This window comes from Paenarthrobacter sp. AB444, from assembly GCF_028736865.1.
In the GTDB taxonomy this organism is placed as follows: Bacteria; Actinomycetota; Actinomycetes; order Actinomycetales; family Micrococcaceae; genus Arthrobacter; species Arthrobacter nicotinovorans_B.
Window position 1 is genome coordinate 42,234 of the sequence record NZ_JAQZBY010000007.1, and the last position, 12,800, is coordinate 55,033.

The 12,800-nt window shown below is 63.8% G+C and carries 14 protein-coding genes; 10 read left to right on the forward strand and 4 right to left on the reverse strand.

The annotated features are described in order from the left end of the window. The first annotated feature begins 113 nt into the window (after positions 1-113). The 7 genes from ssd to PQ627_RS10360 all read left to right on the forward strand — a co-directional run bounded on the left by ssd (position 114) and on the right by PQ627_RS10360 (position 5,041). Complete coding sequence (gene ssd, locus PQ627_RS10330) at positions 114-1,232, forward strand: septum site-determining protein Ssd (RefSeq protein WP_337993557.1); 1,119 nt, start codon at positions 114-116, stop codon at positions 1,230-1,232. Continuing rightward, positions 1,229-2,422 carry a TadA family conjugal transfer-associated ATPase gene (locus PQ627_RS10335; protein WP_274260676.1) on the forward strand — a complete coding sequence of 398 codons (1,194 nt, stop codon included), beginning with the start codon at positions 1,229-1,231 and terminating at the stop codon, positions 2,420-2,422. The genes ssd and PQ627_RS10335 overlap by 4 nt, the downstream gene beginning before the upstream one ends. Then, positions 2,377-3,228 (forward strand): type II secretion system F family protein, encoded by an 852-nt coding sequence (locus PQ627_RS10340; RefSeq protein WP_274260678.1) that lies wholly within the window; start codon positions 2,377-2,379, stop codon positions 3,226-3,228. The genes PQ627_RS10335 and PQ627_RS10340 overlap by 46 nt, the downstream gene beginning before the upstream one ends. Continuing rightward, positions 3,228-3,815 (forward strand): type II secretion system F family protein, encoded by a 588-nt coding sequence (locus tag PQ627_RS10345; RefSeq protein WP_274260680.1) that lies wholly within the window; start codon positions 3,228-3,230, stop codon positions 3,813-3,815. The genes PQ627_RS10340 and PQ627_RS10345 overlap by 1 nt, the downstream gene beginning before the upstream one ends. Before the next feature lie 154 nt (positions 3,816-3,969). Continuing rightward, a complete protein-coding gene (locus tag PQ627_RS10350) occupies positions 3,970-4,299 on the forward strand; it encodes a DUF4244 domain-containing protein (protein WP_337993558.1) in 330 nt (109 codons plus the stop codon). A 56-nt stretch (positions 4,300-4,355) separates the two neighbouring features. Then, positions 4,356-4,682, forward strand: coding sequence for a TadE family type IV pilus minor pilin (locus tag PQ627_RS10355; RefSeq protein ID WP_337993559.1), 327 nt, complete (start codon positions 4,356-4,358; stop codon positions 4,680-4,682). Continuing rightward, positions 4,679-5,041, forward strand: a complete 363-nt coding sequence (locus PQ627_RS10360) for an Rv3654c family TadE-like protein (RefSeq protein ID WP_274260684.1) — start codon at positions 4,679-4,681, stop codon at positions 5,039-5,041. The genes PQ627_RS10355 and PQ627_RS10360 overlap by 4 nt, the downstream gene beginning before the upstream one ends. A 15-nt stretch (positions 5,042-5,056) precedes the next feature. Here the strand turns inward: PQ627_RS10360 and PQ627_RS10365 are convergent, their stop codons facing one another. Both PQ627_RS10365 and PQ627_RS10370 read right to left on the reverse strand, forming a co-directional pair. After that, positions 5,057-7,399 (reverse strand): DEAD/DEAH box helicase, encoded by a 2,343-nt coding sequence (locus PQ627_RS10365; protein WP_274260686.1) that lies wholly within the window; start codon positions 7,397-7,399, stop codon positions 5,057-5,059. Between the two features lie 84 nt (positions 7,400-7,483). Continuing rightward, positions 7,484-8,179: a GNAT family N-acetyltransferase gene (locus PQ627_RS10370; protein ID WP_186313490.1), complete on the reverse strand. Its 696-nt coding sequence runs from the start codon at positions 8,177-8,179 to the stop codon at positions 7,484-7,486. A gap of 127 nt (positions 8,180-8,306) precedes the next feature. Between PQ627_RS10370 and trhO the strand changes: the two genes are divergently transcribed. Then, positions 8,307-9,203: an oxygen-dependent tRNA uridine(34) hydroxylase TrhO gene (trhO, locus tag PQ627_RS10375; protein ID WP_274260688.1), complete on the forward strand. Its 897-nt coding sequence runs from the start codon at positions 8,307-8,309 to the stop codon at positions 9,201-9,203. 8 nt (positions 9,204-9,211) lie between these two features. Here trhO and PQ627_RS10380 read toward each other — a convergent pair whose 3' ends face one another. After that, positions 9,212-9,739 carry a hypothetical protein gene (locus tag PQ627_RS10380; RefSeq protein WP_274260690.1) on the reverse strand — a complete coding sequence of 176 codons (528 nt, stop codon included), beginning with the start codon at positions 9,737-9,739 and terminating at the stop codon, positions 9,212-9,214. Positions 9,740-9,792: 53 nt separating this feature from the next. Next, complete coding sequence (locus PQ627_RS10385) at positions 9,793-10,236, reverse strand: hypothetical protein (RefSeq protein WP_274260692.1); 444 nt, start codon at positions 10,234-10,236, stop codon at positions 9,793-9,795. Between the two features lie 94 nt (positions 10,237-10,330). Here PQ627_RS10385 and PQ627_RS10390 point away from each other — a divergent pair, with 94 nt between their 5' ends. Continuing rightward, positions 10,331-11,980: a DUF7059 domain-containing protein gene (locus PQ627_RS10390; protein WP_274260694.1), complete on the forward strand. Its 1,650-nt coding sequence runs from the start codon at positions 10,331-10,333 to the stop codon at positions 11,978-11,980. Continuing rightward, on the forward strand, positions 11,977-12,687 hold the full coding sequence (locus PQ627_RS10395) for a helix-turn-helix domain-containing protein (RefSeq protein WP_337993560.1): 711 nt from the start codon (positions 11,977-11,979) through the stop codon (positions 12,685-12,687). Before PQ627_RS10390 ends, PQ627_RS10395 begins: the two co-directional genes overlap by 4 nt. The last annotated feature ends 113 nt before the right edge of the window (positions 12,688-12,800 follow it).

A 12,800-nucleotide genomic window follows, 5' to 3' on the forward strand; every position in this document is an offset into this window, starting at 1 on the left:
GTGGCGCGTGACTATTCCTCCACAAGCCGTTCCCGGCTGCAAAGGGGCGGGCTTTTTGCACATACGGTTTTTGGGGGCTTATCCGGGCTTGAGGGTTGGGCGAGGGTGTTGTCATGAGCAAGCGAATTCGTCGGCACAGGCAACCCATCGGCCAGCCAGAAGAAGGGGATCCGGGCGGCTACTGGCTGCCGCGGGAGGCATCAGGGGTGCTCCTGGTTTCGGCGGACCCCTACCTCCAAGAGGAAGCAAAACGGATAGTGGCCGCGGCAGGAGGAACTCTTCGAACCGCTGAGGGCGTCAGCGAGGCCGTCCACGGATGGGACAGCGCAGATGTTGTCTTGGTGGGCAGCGATGTTCGGGAACTGCCGCCACGTCGGCGGGCGCCTTCGGTGTTGCTGGGCAAAGCCAGCGACGGAGACGGACTATGGCGCATGGCCGCCGCACTGGGAGCAGAGCGCGTGGCAGTCCTTCCCGAAGCCGCCTCCTGGCTTGCCGAACACTTGACCATGTCGGGTTCACCCGATCCCGGTGGGACTGTGACGGGGATCGTGGGTGGCTGCGGCGGTGCGGGGGCATCAACGGCCGCCATTTGGCTTGCCCAGGCCGCGGCCTCCCAAGGAGTCAGCACGCTTCTCATCGACGGCGACCCATGGGGAGGCGGACTGGAATTTGCGGTCACGGATGAGCCGGTTCCGGGTCTCCGGTGGCCGGACTTCCAGGAAAGCAGGGGAAGCATGGATCCTGTCCAATTCAGGGATTCCCTGCCGGTCGCTGGTGGTTTCACATACTTGTCCTGGCCTGGCACCCGTGAGCCGGTACAAAGTCCGGATGCCGGTGCCATTGCCGCCATCATGGACGCTGCACGCCGGGCGTTCGAGCTCACCCTCGTGGACCTCGGACGGAGCAGTGAGGGCGTGGGAAGACTTTCATGGGACTGCGACAATCTGTTGCTGCTGACAACCGCTCACTTGAGGTCGGCCGTAGCTTCTGCCCGGATCCTGGACGAGCTCCCGCCAGTAGACACTGGCCTGCTAGTGCGCGGCAGCAACGCTTCGCAGGTACAGCCGACTTTCATCGCGGAATCGCTCGGGATCCCGCTGGTCGGGGTGGTTCCCGAGGTACGCGGCGTGGCAGCCGGTACGGAACTGGGCAGGCTTCTGGAACTGGGCCGCCGTAAGGACATCAGCCGCCTCACTGGGAGCGTACTGGAGCTGCACGGAGCCCACCGATGAGCAGGTTCCGTGAAGGGCCGCGCCGCCAGCAGGCACCAAAGCTCGACACGGTGCTACTTGAAACAGTCCGCGAATCGGTCCTGGCTGGCCGGGGACCGGTCACGCCGTCCACCGTGGCGGCAGCCATCCAGGCCAGTGGCAGGTTGCTGGGGACCGCCGGTGCCCTGGAAGCTGCAGAGTCCATCAACGCCGAACTGAGCGGGCTGGGCCCACTGCAACAACTGGCCCAAGACCCCTCTGTTACCGATATCTTCGTCAACGCGCCGGACTCGGTGTGGTTCGACCGCGGGCGGGGTCTGGAACGCAGTTCGGTACGGTTCGACGCTGAGCACCATGTCAGGTCCCTGGCATCACGGCTGGTAGCCGCAGGAGGACGCCGGTTGGACGATGGTTCGCCCTGCGTCGACGTCCGGCTCAAAGGCGGCTACCGCATCCATGCCGTGCTCGCCCCCATCTCGACTGCAGGGACCCTCCTGTCCATCCGCATACGCCGTGAAGAAGTGTTTACTTTGTCCGAGCTGAGGGCAGGCGGCATGTTCTCCGAAAGGATTGAGGCAGTTCTCCGGGCCATCATTGAGCGGAGGCTGACCTTCCTGATCAGTGGCGCAACGGGCTCAGGAAAAACCACCCTCCTGTCCACCATGCTGGGCCTTAGCGATCAGGACGAGCGATTGGTCCTGATCGAGGACGCCGCCGAACTCAACCCGGTCCACCCACACGTGGTCTGCCTTGAATCACGCCACGGGAATCTGGAAGGCGAAGGCAGCGTGGACCTGGCTGAACTGGTCCGGCAGGCGCTGCGCATGCGGCCCGATCGGCTGATCGTCGGAGAATGTCGCGGCGCTGAGGTCAGGGAATTGCTGACGGCGCTGAACACGGGGCATACCGGAGGCGGGGCCACCATCCACGCCAACACAGCCGAAGCGGTACCAGCACGACTCGTGGCCCTCGGTGCGCTCGCGGGCTTGAACGCCGAGGCCGTTCAGTTGCAGGTCTCCTCTGCCCTGGACGCAGTCATCCATGTGGCCAGGACCCAGGCAGGGCGACGAGTGACGTCCATCGGGATGATGCTCCAGACCCCCAAAGGTCCGGAAGTGGTGGCCGCGCTGACCTTGGGCCCCGCCGGCATTGTGGAAGGACCGGCATGGCTGGAGTTGTCCAGGCGCCTTTTCCCGGAGCTGCAGCCATGATGAGCATCATGGTTCTCGTCCTGGCCTATGCGGCGTGGCTGCAGTTCCGGGGCGACGAGGCGAGCCGTCGTCGCAGGAGACGAAGCCTGGGCAAGCCGGGGGACCCCGGTTCCCGTCCGTCCAGGGCAGCCCCGGCCCAAAGATTGCTGCGACGCCGTTCTCCCGAGCCGCTCAAACTCGTGGTCCTCGTTCAGCAGTTGGCGGCCCTCCTGCGCGGCGGGCGCGGCACGTCGGCACTGTGGGAAGAATTGTGGCTTGTCCATGATCCGCGATCCGCGGGCGAACCTGCCGCGCAGACCGGAGCCGGCCGTGGAACGGGTTCCCTGCCCCTTCGGTCAACCCTTTCCGCTGAGTCCTTTAAGGTGCTGGGCGCAGCACGGGCCGCCTCCACGTTGGGGAATTCTCCCGCTGAGGCGATCCGCCGGACAGCAGCGCAAACTTACCCACCGCGCGGGAGTTCCGAACGGAGGGTGTGGATGGAGCTGGCTTCCTGTATGGACGTTGCCGAAGCGAGCGGTTGTCCGCTCGCGGATCTCCTGACCCGGTTCGCTGCACAGCTCGAAGCTGAGGAAGACGCCGAAGCTGCCCGCCAAACCGCGCTCGCAGGTCCGAAGGCCACTGTTCGGCTGCTGTCATGGCTTCCCTTGTTCGGCTTGGTTCTCGGCATGATCCTGGGTGTGGACCCGCTGGGAATCCTGCTGGGAAACCCTTGGGGCGTTGCCACCTTTGCCGCCGGACTGTTGCTCACAGGTGCCGGACGTATCTGGTCCTCAACATTGGTCGCTGCGGCAGCGGGAGGCAAGTGATGACGGGAGCCGGCGTCCCGGTGATGGTGGGAATCCTGGCCCTCGCGGCGTTCGTCGCTTTCGCTGTCCCCACCAGGGCGAGCCTGTTCCTTGCCGCCCGCCCCGGGTCGTCGGGGACCAGCGGCGCTTCGGGTAGCGCGGGCACTTCCGTGGACGGCCTTCGCGATCCGGCGATGATGCTGGAGCTCGTGGCTTGCATGCTGGACGCCGGCGCCGGAATCGGGAGATCACTCGACCTGATCGCCGGAGCAGCCTCGCCTCCCATCAGCCAGTCACTGCGACCCGTCGTCGGTGCATTGGCCATTGGCACCGACTGGGAAACTGCCTGGCGCACGCCTGCACAGCATACACCTGAGGTCCTGCGGCTGAAGGAAGCACTTGCCTTCGCTGCGCTCACAGGAGCACCGTCGGCCTCGATCCTGTACGCCCAAGCCGCCAGAGAACGGCGCGAAAGCTTCAGGGCCGCTGAAAAGCGTGCGGCTGCCTTGGGCGTGAAGCTCGTGGTGCCGTTGGGTCTTTGCTCTTTGCCGGCCTTCATCTGCCTGGGCATTGTTCCAGTGCTGATCGCCATGCTGCCTTCGGCCTGAACTCTGCTCCACCGCCCGACCTGCACTCTTCCTCCACACTCGGCCTTTTGAACGGGTTATCCACTTGCAGGAATCGCATACTTTCAGCCCCTGCCGGACCACGGAAGAGTCGAATCAGCCAGATACCGCTGGCACCCCTAGAAAGGAATCCACCGTGATATCAACATTCACTCCACCTGCTGCCGGGTCGGTAGCCCGCCACGTCTCGTCCCTCCCCGCCACTGCCGGAGCGGAATCACGCCAGGCCATGGTGGCGGTCCGGGGCCCGGAGCGCGGGAACGAGCCCGTGAGGCGGCGGAGTCGGCCCCGGACAAGACCCCGGAGACTGCTCATGGGTTCGGAGTCGGGCATGGCCACCGCGGAGTACGCAATCACCACCCTGGCCGCAGTTGGTTTGGCCGGTTTGCTGGTGGTTATCCTCCGCAGCGAAGAAGTCCGCGGCTTCCTGCTCAACGTGATCCGTACGGCCCTGTCCTTGCCATGACGGAGGTGCTGCTTGTCCGCAGGAGGGCCGCCCCGAAACGTCGGGAGGGCGGAGCCGTGACTGCCGAGTTCGCTGTCGCGTTGCCGGCTGCGGTTCTGTTGCTGGCTTTCCTGCTGGCAGGCGGCGCTGCCGGCATCACCCAGTTGCGGTTGGAGGAGGCGGCCAGGGCCGGTGCCCGGGCTTCCGCGCGGGGCGAAACCCCAGCTGTTGTGCAGGGGACCGTCACGCGGCTGGCCGGGGAAGGCGCCAGTTCATCGCTGGCAGCCGACGGCGATTGGCTTACGGTCACTGCTTCATCACCGGTCGGGGGAGCCATGGGGTCACTGATCCCGTGGAGATTGACGGCGTCGGCGTCCGCCCGCGCAGAGGCAGGAACTCCGTGATCCGGCGATCGGTCAGTTTCAACAGCGAGCGCGGCTCCGGATCGGTGCTTGCCCTGGCGCTGGGAGCCGTGGTCATGGCCCTCTTGGTCGGCGTGCTGTTTTTGGCGCAGGCTGGGGTGATGGCCTCACGCGCCGCGTCTGCTGCCGATCTTGCCGCCCTCGCAGGCGCAGATGCCGCCCGTGGGCTGACCTCGGGAGAGCCGTGTGCCGTGGTGTCGGAGGTGCTCGCACATCACAATGCAACGCTCAGCTCTTGCGTGGTGACCGGCGGCGAGGTGGTAGAGGTCGTGACGGAACTGGCCTATCCGTTCAGCTGGGGCGTTGCTACGGGACATGCCAAGGCGGGGCCACCGCCGTGAGCGAGCGCCGGGTGCTTAGACAGCATCCTTGAGCAGGACGCCAAGGAGGGTGATGGCGGCTGTCTTGTCCAGAGGATTGTTCTTGTTGCCGCATTTGGGCGACTGGACACAGGACGGGCAGCCGTCTTCACACTCACAGGCTTTGATGGCGTCCCGGGTGGCGGTCAACCAGGTTTTCGCTTTCTCGAAGCCCCGCTCCGCGAAGCCGGCGCCACCGGGATGCCCGTCGTAGACAAAAATCGTCGGAACGCCGGTATCAGCATGCAGGGCTGTGGAGACTCCTCCGATGTCCCACCGGTCGCTTGATGCCACCAACGGCAGGAGCCCGATGGCCGCGTGCTCTGCCGCATGGAGGGCGCCGGGGAACTCGGCCTCCACCAGGCCGGCTCCATGCAGTGATCTGTTGTCCACCACGAACCAGACCGCCTTGGTGAACAGATCACGGGCACCCAGATCCAAGGGTTCTTCGCCAAGGATCTCGTTTGAAATCAACGCCTTACGCTGAAAGGACACAACTTGGGTGGTCACTTTGACGTCGCCAAAGTGAATTGTGATGTCTCCCCACTGAACCGAGCGCGTGGTCTCAAGAACCTCGATCTGCGTCACATCCCGTGCAGTGGTGTAGAAGTCGGGGTTCACCCGCCGCACCATGACGCAATGGTCGGTCTCGTTGAGATCTTCCACCAGGTAGCTGTCGCCCTGATGGACATAAATGGCGCCCGTGTGGGCTTGGTAATGCGTCTGCGGCGAGTCCATCGTTCCCAGGAGGGAACCGGTCTCGGCGTCCACGATGCTCACCGGGCCGCCGCCATCAGCCCGCAGGTTCACCATTCCTGCGGCACTTTCGGGGTGGGTCCAGAACCACCCGGCGGGTCGCTTGCGCAGATACCCCTGTGTCACCAGGCGATCAAGCAATCCCTCTGCAGTGGGACCGAACAGATCGAGCTCGGCCGGGCCAATGGGCAGCTCGGCGGCCGCTGCGCACAGGTGTGGTCCCAGGACGTAAGGGTTGCCGGGATCGAAGACGGTGGCTTCCACGGACACGTCGAAGATGGCCTCCGGGTGGTTCACCAGGTAGGTGTCCAGGGGATCGTCGCTGGCGACAAAGGCGGCAATTGCGTCCTGCCCGGCCCGTCCTGCCCGGCCAATCTGTTGGAACAAGGAAGCGCGGGTGCCCGGCCAACCGGCCACCAGCACAGCATCCAGCCCGGAAATATCGATGCCGAGTTCCAGGGCAGAGGTGCTCGAAACTCCAAGCAACTGACCGGACCTGAGGGCTTGTTCCAAGGCTCGCCGTTCTTCGGGCAGATAGCCGGATCTGTAGGCTGCCACCCGCCCAGGAAGGCTGGGGTCAACCTCGTCCAGAAGCCGCTTGGTGATGGAAGCGATGGACTCCGCCCCGCGCCGGGACTTGATGAAGGCGATGGTGCGGATCCGCGAAGACACGAGGTTGGCCAGGATGTCGGCCGTTTCTGCCACTGCTGTCCGGCGCTGTTTAGCGCCGTTTTCGCCCTTGATGTCGGTCAGCGCGGGTTCCCAGAACGCTACTGTGGTGGACCCGTGCGGGGAGCAATCCTCGGACACTTCACGAACGGGTGCACCAATAAGGCGACCAAAGGAAACAGCGGGATCGGACGCGGTGGCCGAGGCCGCAATGAACACCGGCTCGGGGAAGGAAGTCCCTGCACCGTAGTAGGCACAAATCCGGCGCAAGCGTCGCATGAGGTTTGCCACATGCGATCCGAAGACCCCACGGTAGCTGTGTGCTTCGTCCACGATCACGTATCGCAACCTTCGGAAGAACCTTGCCCACCACGTGTGGTTCGGAAGGATTCCAAAGTGCAGCATGTCCGGGTTTGCCAGGATGAAATTGGCGTGGTCCCGGATCCAGCGCCGGGAGGCGGGATCAGTATCGCCGTCGTAGGTTTCGGCACGGACAGTCGGGAGGTTCAGCGCCCTGATGGCTGCCAGTTGGTCAGCGGCCAACGCTTTGGTGGGCGAGAGATACAGGGTGACGGCGCCGTCGTCGTGGATTTTTCCGGGGTCGGACAAGACACGCAACTCGGAACGATGGATCGCATCCAGTGCCGGCAACTGATAGGCCAGGGACTTTCCCGAAGCTGTCCCGGTGGCAATGACAACGTGCTGGCCGTCATGGGCGATGTCGGCGGCCTGGATCTGGTGCCGGTACGGTTCGTGGATGCCCAGTGTCCCGTAGCTGGCCACGACATCCGGGTGTACCCAAGCCGGCCAGGGCTCGCTGACCGCTTTCCGGGCCGGGATGGTGTGGACATGGCGCAGTTGCTCAGGGTCCGGGGTCCGGCCCAGCAGGGAGATCAACGAATGAGGTGCAGCCACCAAATCATTCTGTCACCCTGCAGGGACGCCCGATGGCGGCACCCAAGGGAACCGCCGTCGACCATGGCCGCACAACGGCGGAAGCTACGCCACGGAGAGGTCGGAACCTTCCGCGCCGCTGACGGACATCATGAGGACGTGGCAGACAACGTCCCAGCCCAAGTGCGAGTACAGCTTTTGGCCGTCGAGGGATGCAAGGAGGAGGCCGTTTTCGACGTCGTGCGAGAAAGCCTGCGCGGCCAAGGCTTTCATGATGAAGCTGCCCAGACCGCGACGCTGGAACCCCGGCTCGGTGACGATCTTGTCAAACACGGCGGTCCCGTCCACCACGTAGACCCTGCCGCTTGCAGCCACCTGCTCGCCGGCGTGCACTACTGCGTGATGGACTCCATTGGATTCGGAGGTGGCAAGTTCGAGGTCGTCGTCGGGGAGCCAGGGGTCCTCGGCGTCCTGGGTTTCCATGTCGACGATCATCATGGTTTGCGAAGCGGAGGTCACGGTCAGCCCATGTTGTTCGGCAAGGTATTTGTACCGTTGGACGTCATTGGTGAGGATGGTCAGGATCCGGCTGGAGGATTCTGCGGTCTTGCCGGCCAGTGCGGCGAACTCGTCGTCGGAGGGATCATAGGCGAAATACTCCCAGTCACCGGTTTTGTCGGCGCGAAAAGCCGCAGGGAAGCGGCCCTCCTGGCGTGACTCGTAGCCCCGGCAGCCGGACCAGCCGGCCACCCAGACTTCCAAAAGGTGCGCAATGTCTTCAACCAAGGCGTCTGGACTCATGTAGAGAGAGTATGCCAGCGCTCCCTGAAGGAACAGAGCGATGTCAACGGAAGAATCTTTGCTTATGGAATTGTGACGTGGGCTATCTCCCGCACCTGCGTTTTACTGCACCAAGTACCCTTTAACAGTGGCTTTGAACCGAATTGTGCTCTTCTATGGCTTTACCCCGATCGCTGATCCCGACGCCGTGCGTCTATGGCAGCGTGCCCTCTGCGAAAAGCTTGGCCTCAAGGGCAGGATCCTTATTTCCAAGGACGGCATCAATGCCACCGTGGGCGGCGAGCTGAACAACATGAAGCAGTACGTCAAGACCACCAGGGAGTACAAGGGGTTCCACGGCATCGACTTCAAATGGTCCGAAGGCGGAGCAGATGATTTCCCGCGGCTCAGCGTCAAGGTCCGCGACGAGATAGTGTCCTTCGGCGCACCGGGCGAGTTGAAGGTTGACGCGAATGGCGTCGTCGGCGGGGGCAAGCACCTCCAGCCCGAAGAACTTCACGCCCTGGTTGACGCCAAGAAGTCCAACGGCGAAGACATCGTGTTCTTCGACGGCCGCAACGCGTTCGAGGCACAGATCGGCAAATTCAAGGACGCCATCGTCCCGGACGTGGACAGCACCCATGACTTCATCAAGGAACTCGACTCCGGCAAATACGACGACCTCAAGGACAAACCTGTGGTCACGTACTGCACGGGGGGAATCCGTTGTGAGGTGCTCTCCAGCCTGATGGTCAACCGGGGCTTCAAAGAGGTCTACCAGCTTGATGGCGGCATTGTCCGCTATGGAGAAACCTTCAAGGACCAAGGCCTGTGGGAAGGCTCCCTGTATGTGTTCGACAAGCGCATGCACGTCGAATTCAGCGACGAAGCCAAGACCATCGGCGAGTGCGTGAGGTGCGCTGCGCCCACCAGCAAATTCGAGAACTGTTCCAATCCCAGCTGCCGCACGCTGACCCTTTACTGCGCCGAATGCGCGTCAAGCCCGGAGACCCTCCGCTGCCCGGGTGGCTGCGAAGCTGCCTGAGACATGGTTCAAAGCCTGCTGACGCGGTAGGCAAAGTTGGCATCCGACCCCGCCCCCACGGTGATGGAAAGCACTGCGTCCTTGTCCAGCTGGACTACGCTGACCGGCGCGTTGGCGCATCCGAGGGTAAGGTCGATAAGTTCTGCCTCTCCCAGTTTCACCGCGAACTTCACCCGGCGTGTGCCCCGGCACGCCAAGGTCACCGCGTAGGTGCCACCCGGCAGCACCACTGTTTGCTCGGTCTTTGACTCTCCGGCGGCCAGATAGCCGTTGCTTGAATAAAACGACTGCCCCTGCGATTCGGGCAAGGACGCGGCCGCCCACTCATCCAAAGCCTGCCCGGTGACGGTTTCCAACAAGGCAGGATCCGGTGGCAGGACTACGTTCGCCGCGGTCGAGGTAGCGCTGGGCTCACCGCGACCGCCGTCCTCATACGTATATTCGCAAGCAGCCACGCTTCCGCAGAGCATCAAGAGTACGACGGCGGTCCTCGCCAGCCGCTGTACCGTTACGGAGGGAGCTGCCTTGCTGCCCATGAACTGACTTTACGCCGCTGCGGGCCCGGGCTGAAGGCAGCGGTGGTGACGTTCTAGCTTGCTGCCGGTACCACGTGGTAAGCGAAGATCAAGGGCGCGTCCACACTGCTGGTCGAGATGCTCAACGGGCCCGTCGTCGGTACCTTGATTTTGACGACGTCCAAGCTTCCGTTGCAGGCTGCAGCGGCGTCGGTGATGTTCTTCCCGTCCGAAGAAACCGCAAAATAGGCTTTGCCGCCGCCATCGCAGGCCATGGTCAGCGTGTAGTTTCCGGCCGGGACGTTGGCGGACTCCTTGACCAGCGGATCCCTGTTGAGAATTTTGCCCGAATCCTCCAGCACGGTGTTGCTGGCTGCGGGGAGTACTTTGCCTTTCCATGCGGGAACGTCCGCGTCCTGGATGTTGACCGGAGCCTGGCAAGCTGAGACCCCAAGAAGAGCCGCCGCGGAAAGGGCTACAAGGCCGGCAGCGCGCCCTGTGGAGGAGAAGTTGAGCATGAATCCAACGCTACCGGGTCCGGGAGGGCCTGATTGTCCACATAGCGCGGCCAAGGAACCCGCTGGCCGGGTGTGCCACCCCTACACTGGCAAGGTGACTGACACAGCTTCCTTGTTTACCGCCGGCTCCGTTGACGATGCTCCCCGCAGTGACCGGCCGGAGCTCCTCCTGGCCCTCGCCGCAGATCTTCGTGCGATCTCCTACACCGTGGATAGAGTGGCGGAATTCCTGGGAGAGTCGGCCTCGCAGGCGTTGTCCCGGGACCAGCTGGTACCTGCGCTGTTGGCCAGTGAACGGCTGGCGGTCTCCGAAGACCCCGCCGTCCGCTCCCTGTCGACCATCGTCCGGTTGTGGCTGCTGGCGGTTCCGCAGACCGTGGCCGACGTCGATGCCGCACTTCCCGGAACCGGTTCCCGTGGCCTTGATGCTCTGGGGCTTGTAGTCCTCGATTCCGGGATGGTCCGCGCCAAAGTGGACCTTCGCCCTTATGGCTGGGACGCCAATGCCGACGGCAGTGGTGGCGCGGAACTCTGGGTGGCCAGTGATCTCGCTGCCCATCAGCAACCGGGGGTCCTGCGGCACGATCACGTCCTGGGGATCGGACGTGCGTCCACAACGCTCGTCCAGACCACCATCCGGCAGCACACCGGACGGGCGCTGGACCTGGGGACCGGCTGCGGAATCCAGACCTTCCACCTCCTGCACCACTGCGAGCATGTCACCGCGACTGACATCTCCGAGCGGGCGCTGGCCTTCACCCGCTTCAACCTGTTGCTCAACGCAGCGGAGCTGGATCTGGACCCGAACAACCTTGAGAGCCGCGTAAGCCTGAAGCTGGGTTCCTTGCTGGAGCCAGTGACCGGGGAATCTTTCGGCCTGGTGGTGTCCAACCCGCCGTTCGTGATCACGCCCCGGACCGGCGGGGAATCCTCCGCTGACCAGTTCACGTACCGGGACGGCGGACTGCCCGGCGATGAGATCGTGGCATCCCTGGTGCAGACCCTCGCCTCCGTGCTGGAGCCCGGCGGCACTGCGCAGATGCTGGGTAACTGGGAGGTTGCTGCGGGGACTGACTGGAAGGATCGTCCCCAGGCCTGGCTCAAGGATTCCGGCCTGGATGCATGGTTCATCCAGCGCGAGCAGGTGGGTCCTGAACAATATGCGGAAACCTGGTTGCAGGATGCCTCGCAGAACCGAGACGGCGAACACTACAAAGCCGCCTACGCCGCGTACCTCAACGACTTTGCGTCCAGGGATGTGGAGGGAATCGGCTTTGGCATGATCTGGCTGCGCCGCCCCGCGCCGGGGCACCGTGCAGTCATGAGCCGGTTCGAGGAGATCACTTACCCCATCGAACAGCCGGTCGGTCCACATCTGGGCGCTGCGGTCGAGCGGGCCGATTGGGTGGCCGCCACCCCCATTGACGAGGCACATCTGGTCGTGGCCGAGGACGTTACCGAGGAACGGCACCAGCGCCCGGGAGCCGAACACCCGGGAGTCATACTCCTACGACAGGGCGCCGGCCTGCGGAGAACCAATCTGCTGAGCACAGAACTGGCGGGCTTCGTCTCGGCTTGCGACGGACAACTGTCGGTCCGACAGATTGTTTCCGCGTTGGTGGCTCTCCTGGGCGGTGACGAATCCTTCGACGAGGACGCTTTCCGTGAAGGTCTCCTCAACGAAGTCACCAACCTTGTCCTGGACGGTTTCCTGCTTCCCGACTCCGACGGGCCAAGCGCATGAATGGCCCGGACATGCGTCGTGCGTCCAAGACCGGCCCTCCTGTTAGTGACGCTGACTACACTGATGAAGTGATTGCGAACAACGAGACATCCTCAACCTCAGGCGACCTTCCTCGGCGGAAGCGGGCAGAGAAGACGGTTGAGATCACCGACCCCAAGGCCATCCGCGCCCTCGCGCACGCTGCCCGTATTGAGGTCATCTCTGAGCTCTACGCCACTCAGGTCAGCCACACGGCCACCGAACTCGCCGCAAGGACGGGCCTCACCCCAAGCGCCATGAGCTACCACCTCCGGGCACTCCAGAAATGGGGCATCGTGGCTCCGGCGGAGAACTCCGGAGACGCACGCGAAAGGCGATGGAAAGCGGCCGGTACGGACTTCACCATCTCGGGCGGCAGCGTTGCCAGCCCGGAGATCGCAGTGGTGGACCTCGAACTCGATGCCTTCCGGCGCCGTGCTTCGGCGTTTGCCAAAGCCAGGGGTGAGCGCCGGCAGAGGGGAGAAACGGCGGAGGAACCGGCAGCCGTGGTGCTCTCCAGCAATCTGTTGTACTTGACCAATCCGCAAAGGAAAGAGCTTGCGGACCGAATCCGGGAGGTCGTTCGCGAGTACGAACTTGAGGATCCCACCCGGATTCCCGAGGGCGCCGTCCGGATGGCGACGTTGTGGTCGATGATCCCGGACGACCGCGTGGCGCCGGGGCAGTAGCGCCATCCCAGGTCCCCGAAGGACCGCCTGGTTTTCCGGCCCAAAGCGCAGGATTCTGCAAACTATGGTGAACTAGGCCAATATGGGCAGCAGCCCAATTACACATTTTTTCT

Coding starts and splice junctions, on each gene's coding strand:
- ssd (WP_337993557.1), top strand. CDS start 114: ATGAGCAAGCGAATTCGTCGGCACAGGCAACCCATCGGCCAGCCAGAA.
- PQ627_RS10335 (WP_274260676.1), top strand. CDS start 1,229: ATGAGCAGGTTCCGTGAAGGGCCGCGCCGCCAGCAGGCACCAAAGCTC.
- PQ627_RS10340 (WP_274260678.1), top strand. CDS start 2,377: ATGGCTGGAGTTGTCCAGGCGCCTTTTCCCGGAGCTGCAGCCATGATG.
- PQ627_RS10345 (WP_274260680.1), top strand. CDS start 3,228: ATGACGGGAGCCGGCGTCCCGGTGATGGTGGGAATCCTGGCCCTCGCG.
- PQ627_RS10370 (WP_186313490.1), bottom strand. CDS start 8,179: ATGAGTCCAGACGCCTTGGTTGAAGACATTGCGCACCTTTTGGAAGTC.
- PQ627_RS10380 (WP_274260690.1), bottom strand. CDS start 9,739: ATGGGCAGCAAGGCAGCTCCCTCCGTAACGGTACAGCGGCTGGCGAGG.
- PQ627_RS10385 (WP_274260692.1), bottom strand. CDS start 10,236: ATGCTCAACTTCTCCTCCACAGGGCGCGCTGCCGGCCTTGTAGCCCTT.
- PQ627_RS10395 (WP_337993560.1), top strand. CDS start 11,977: ATGAATGGCCCGGACATGCGTCGTGCGTCCAAGACCGGCCCTCCTGTT.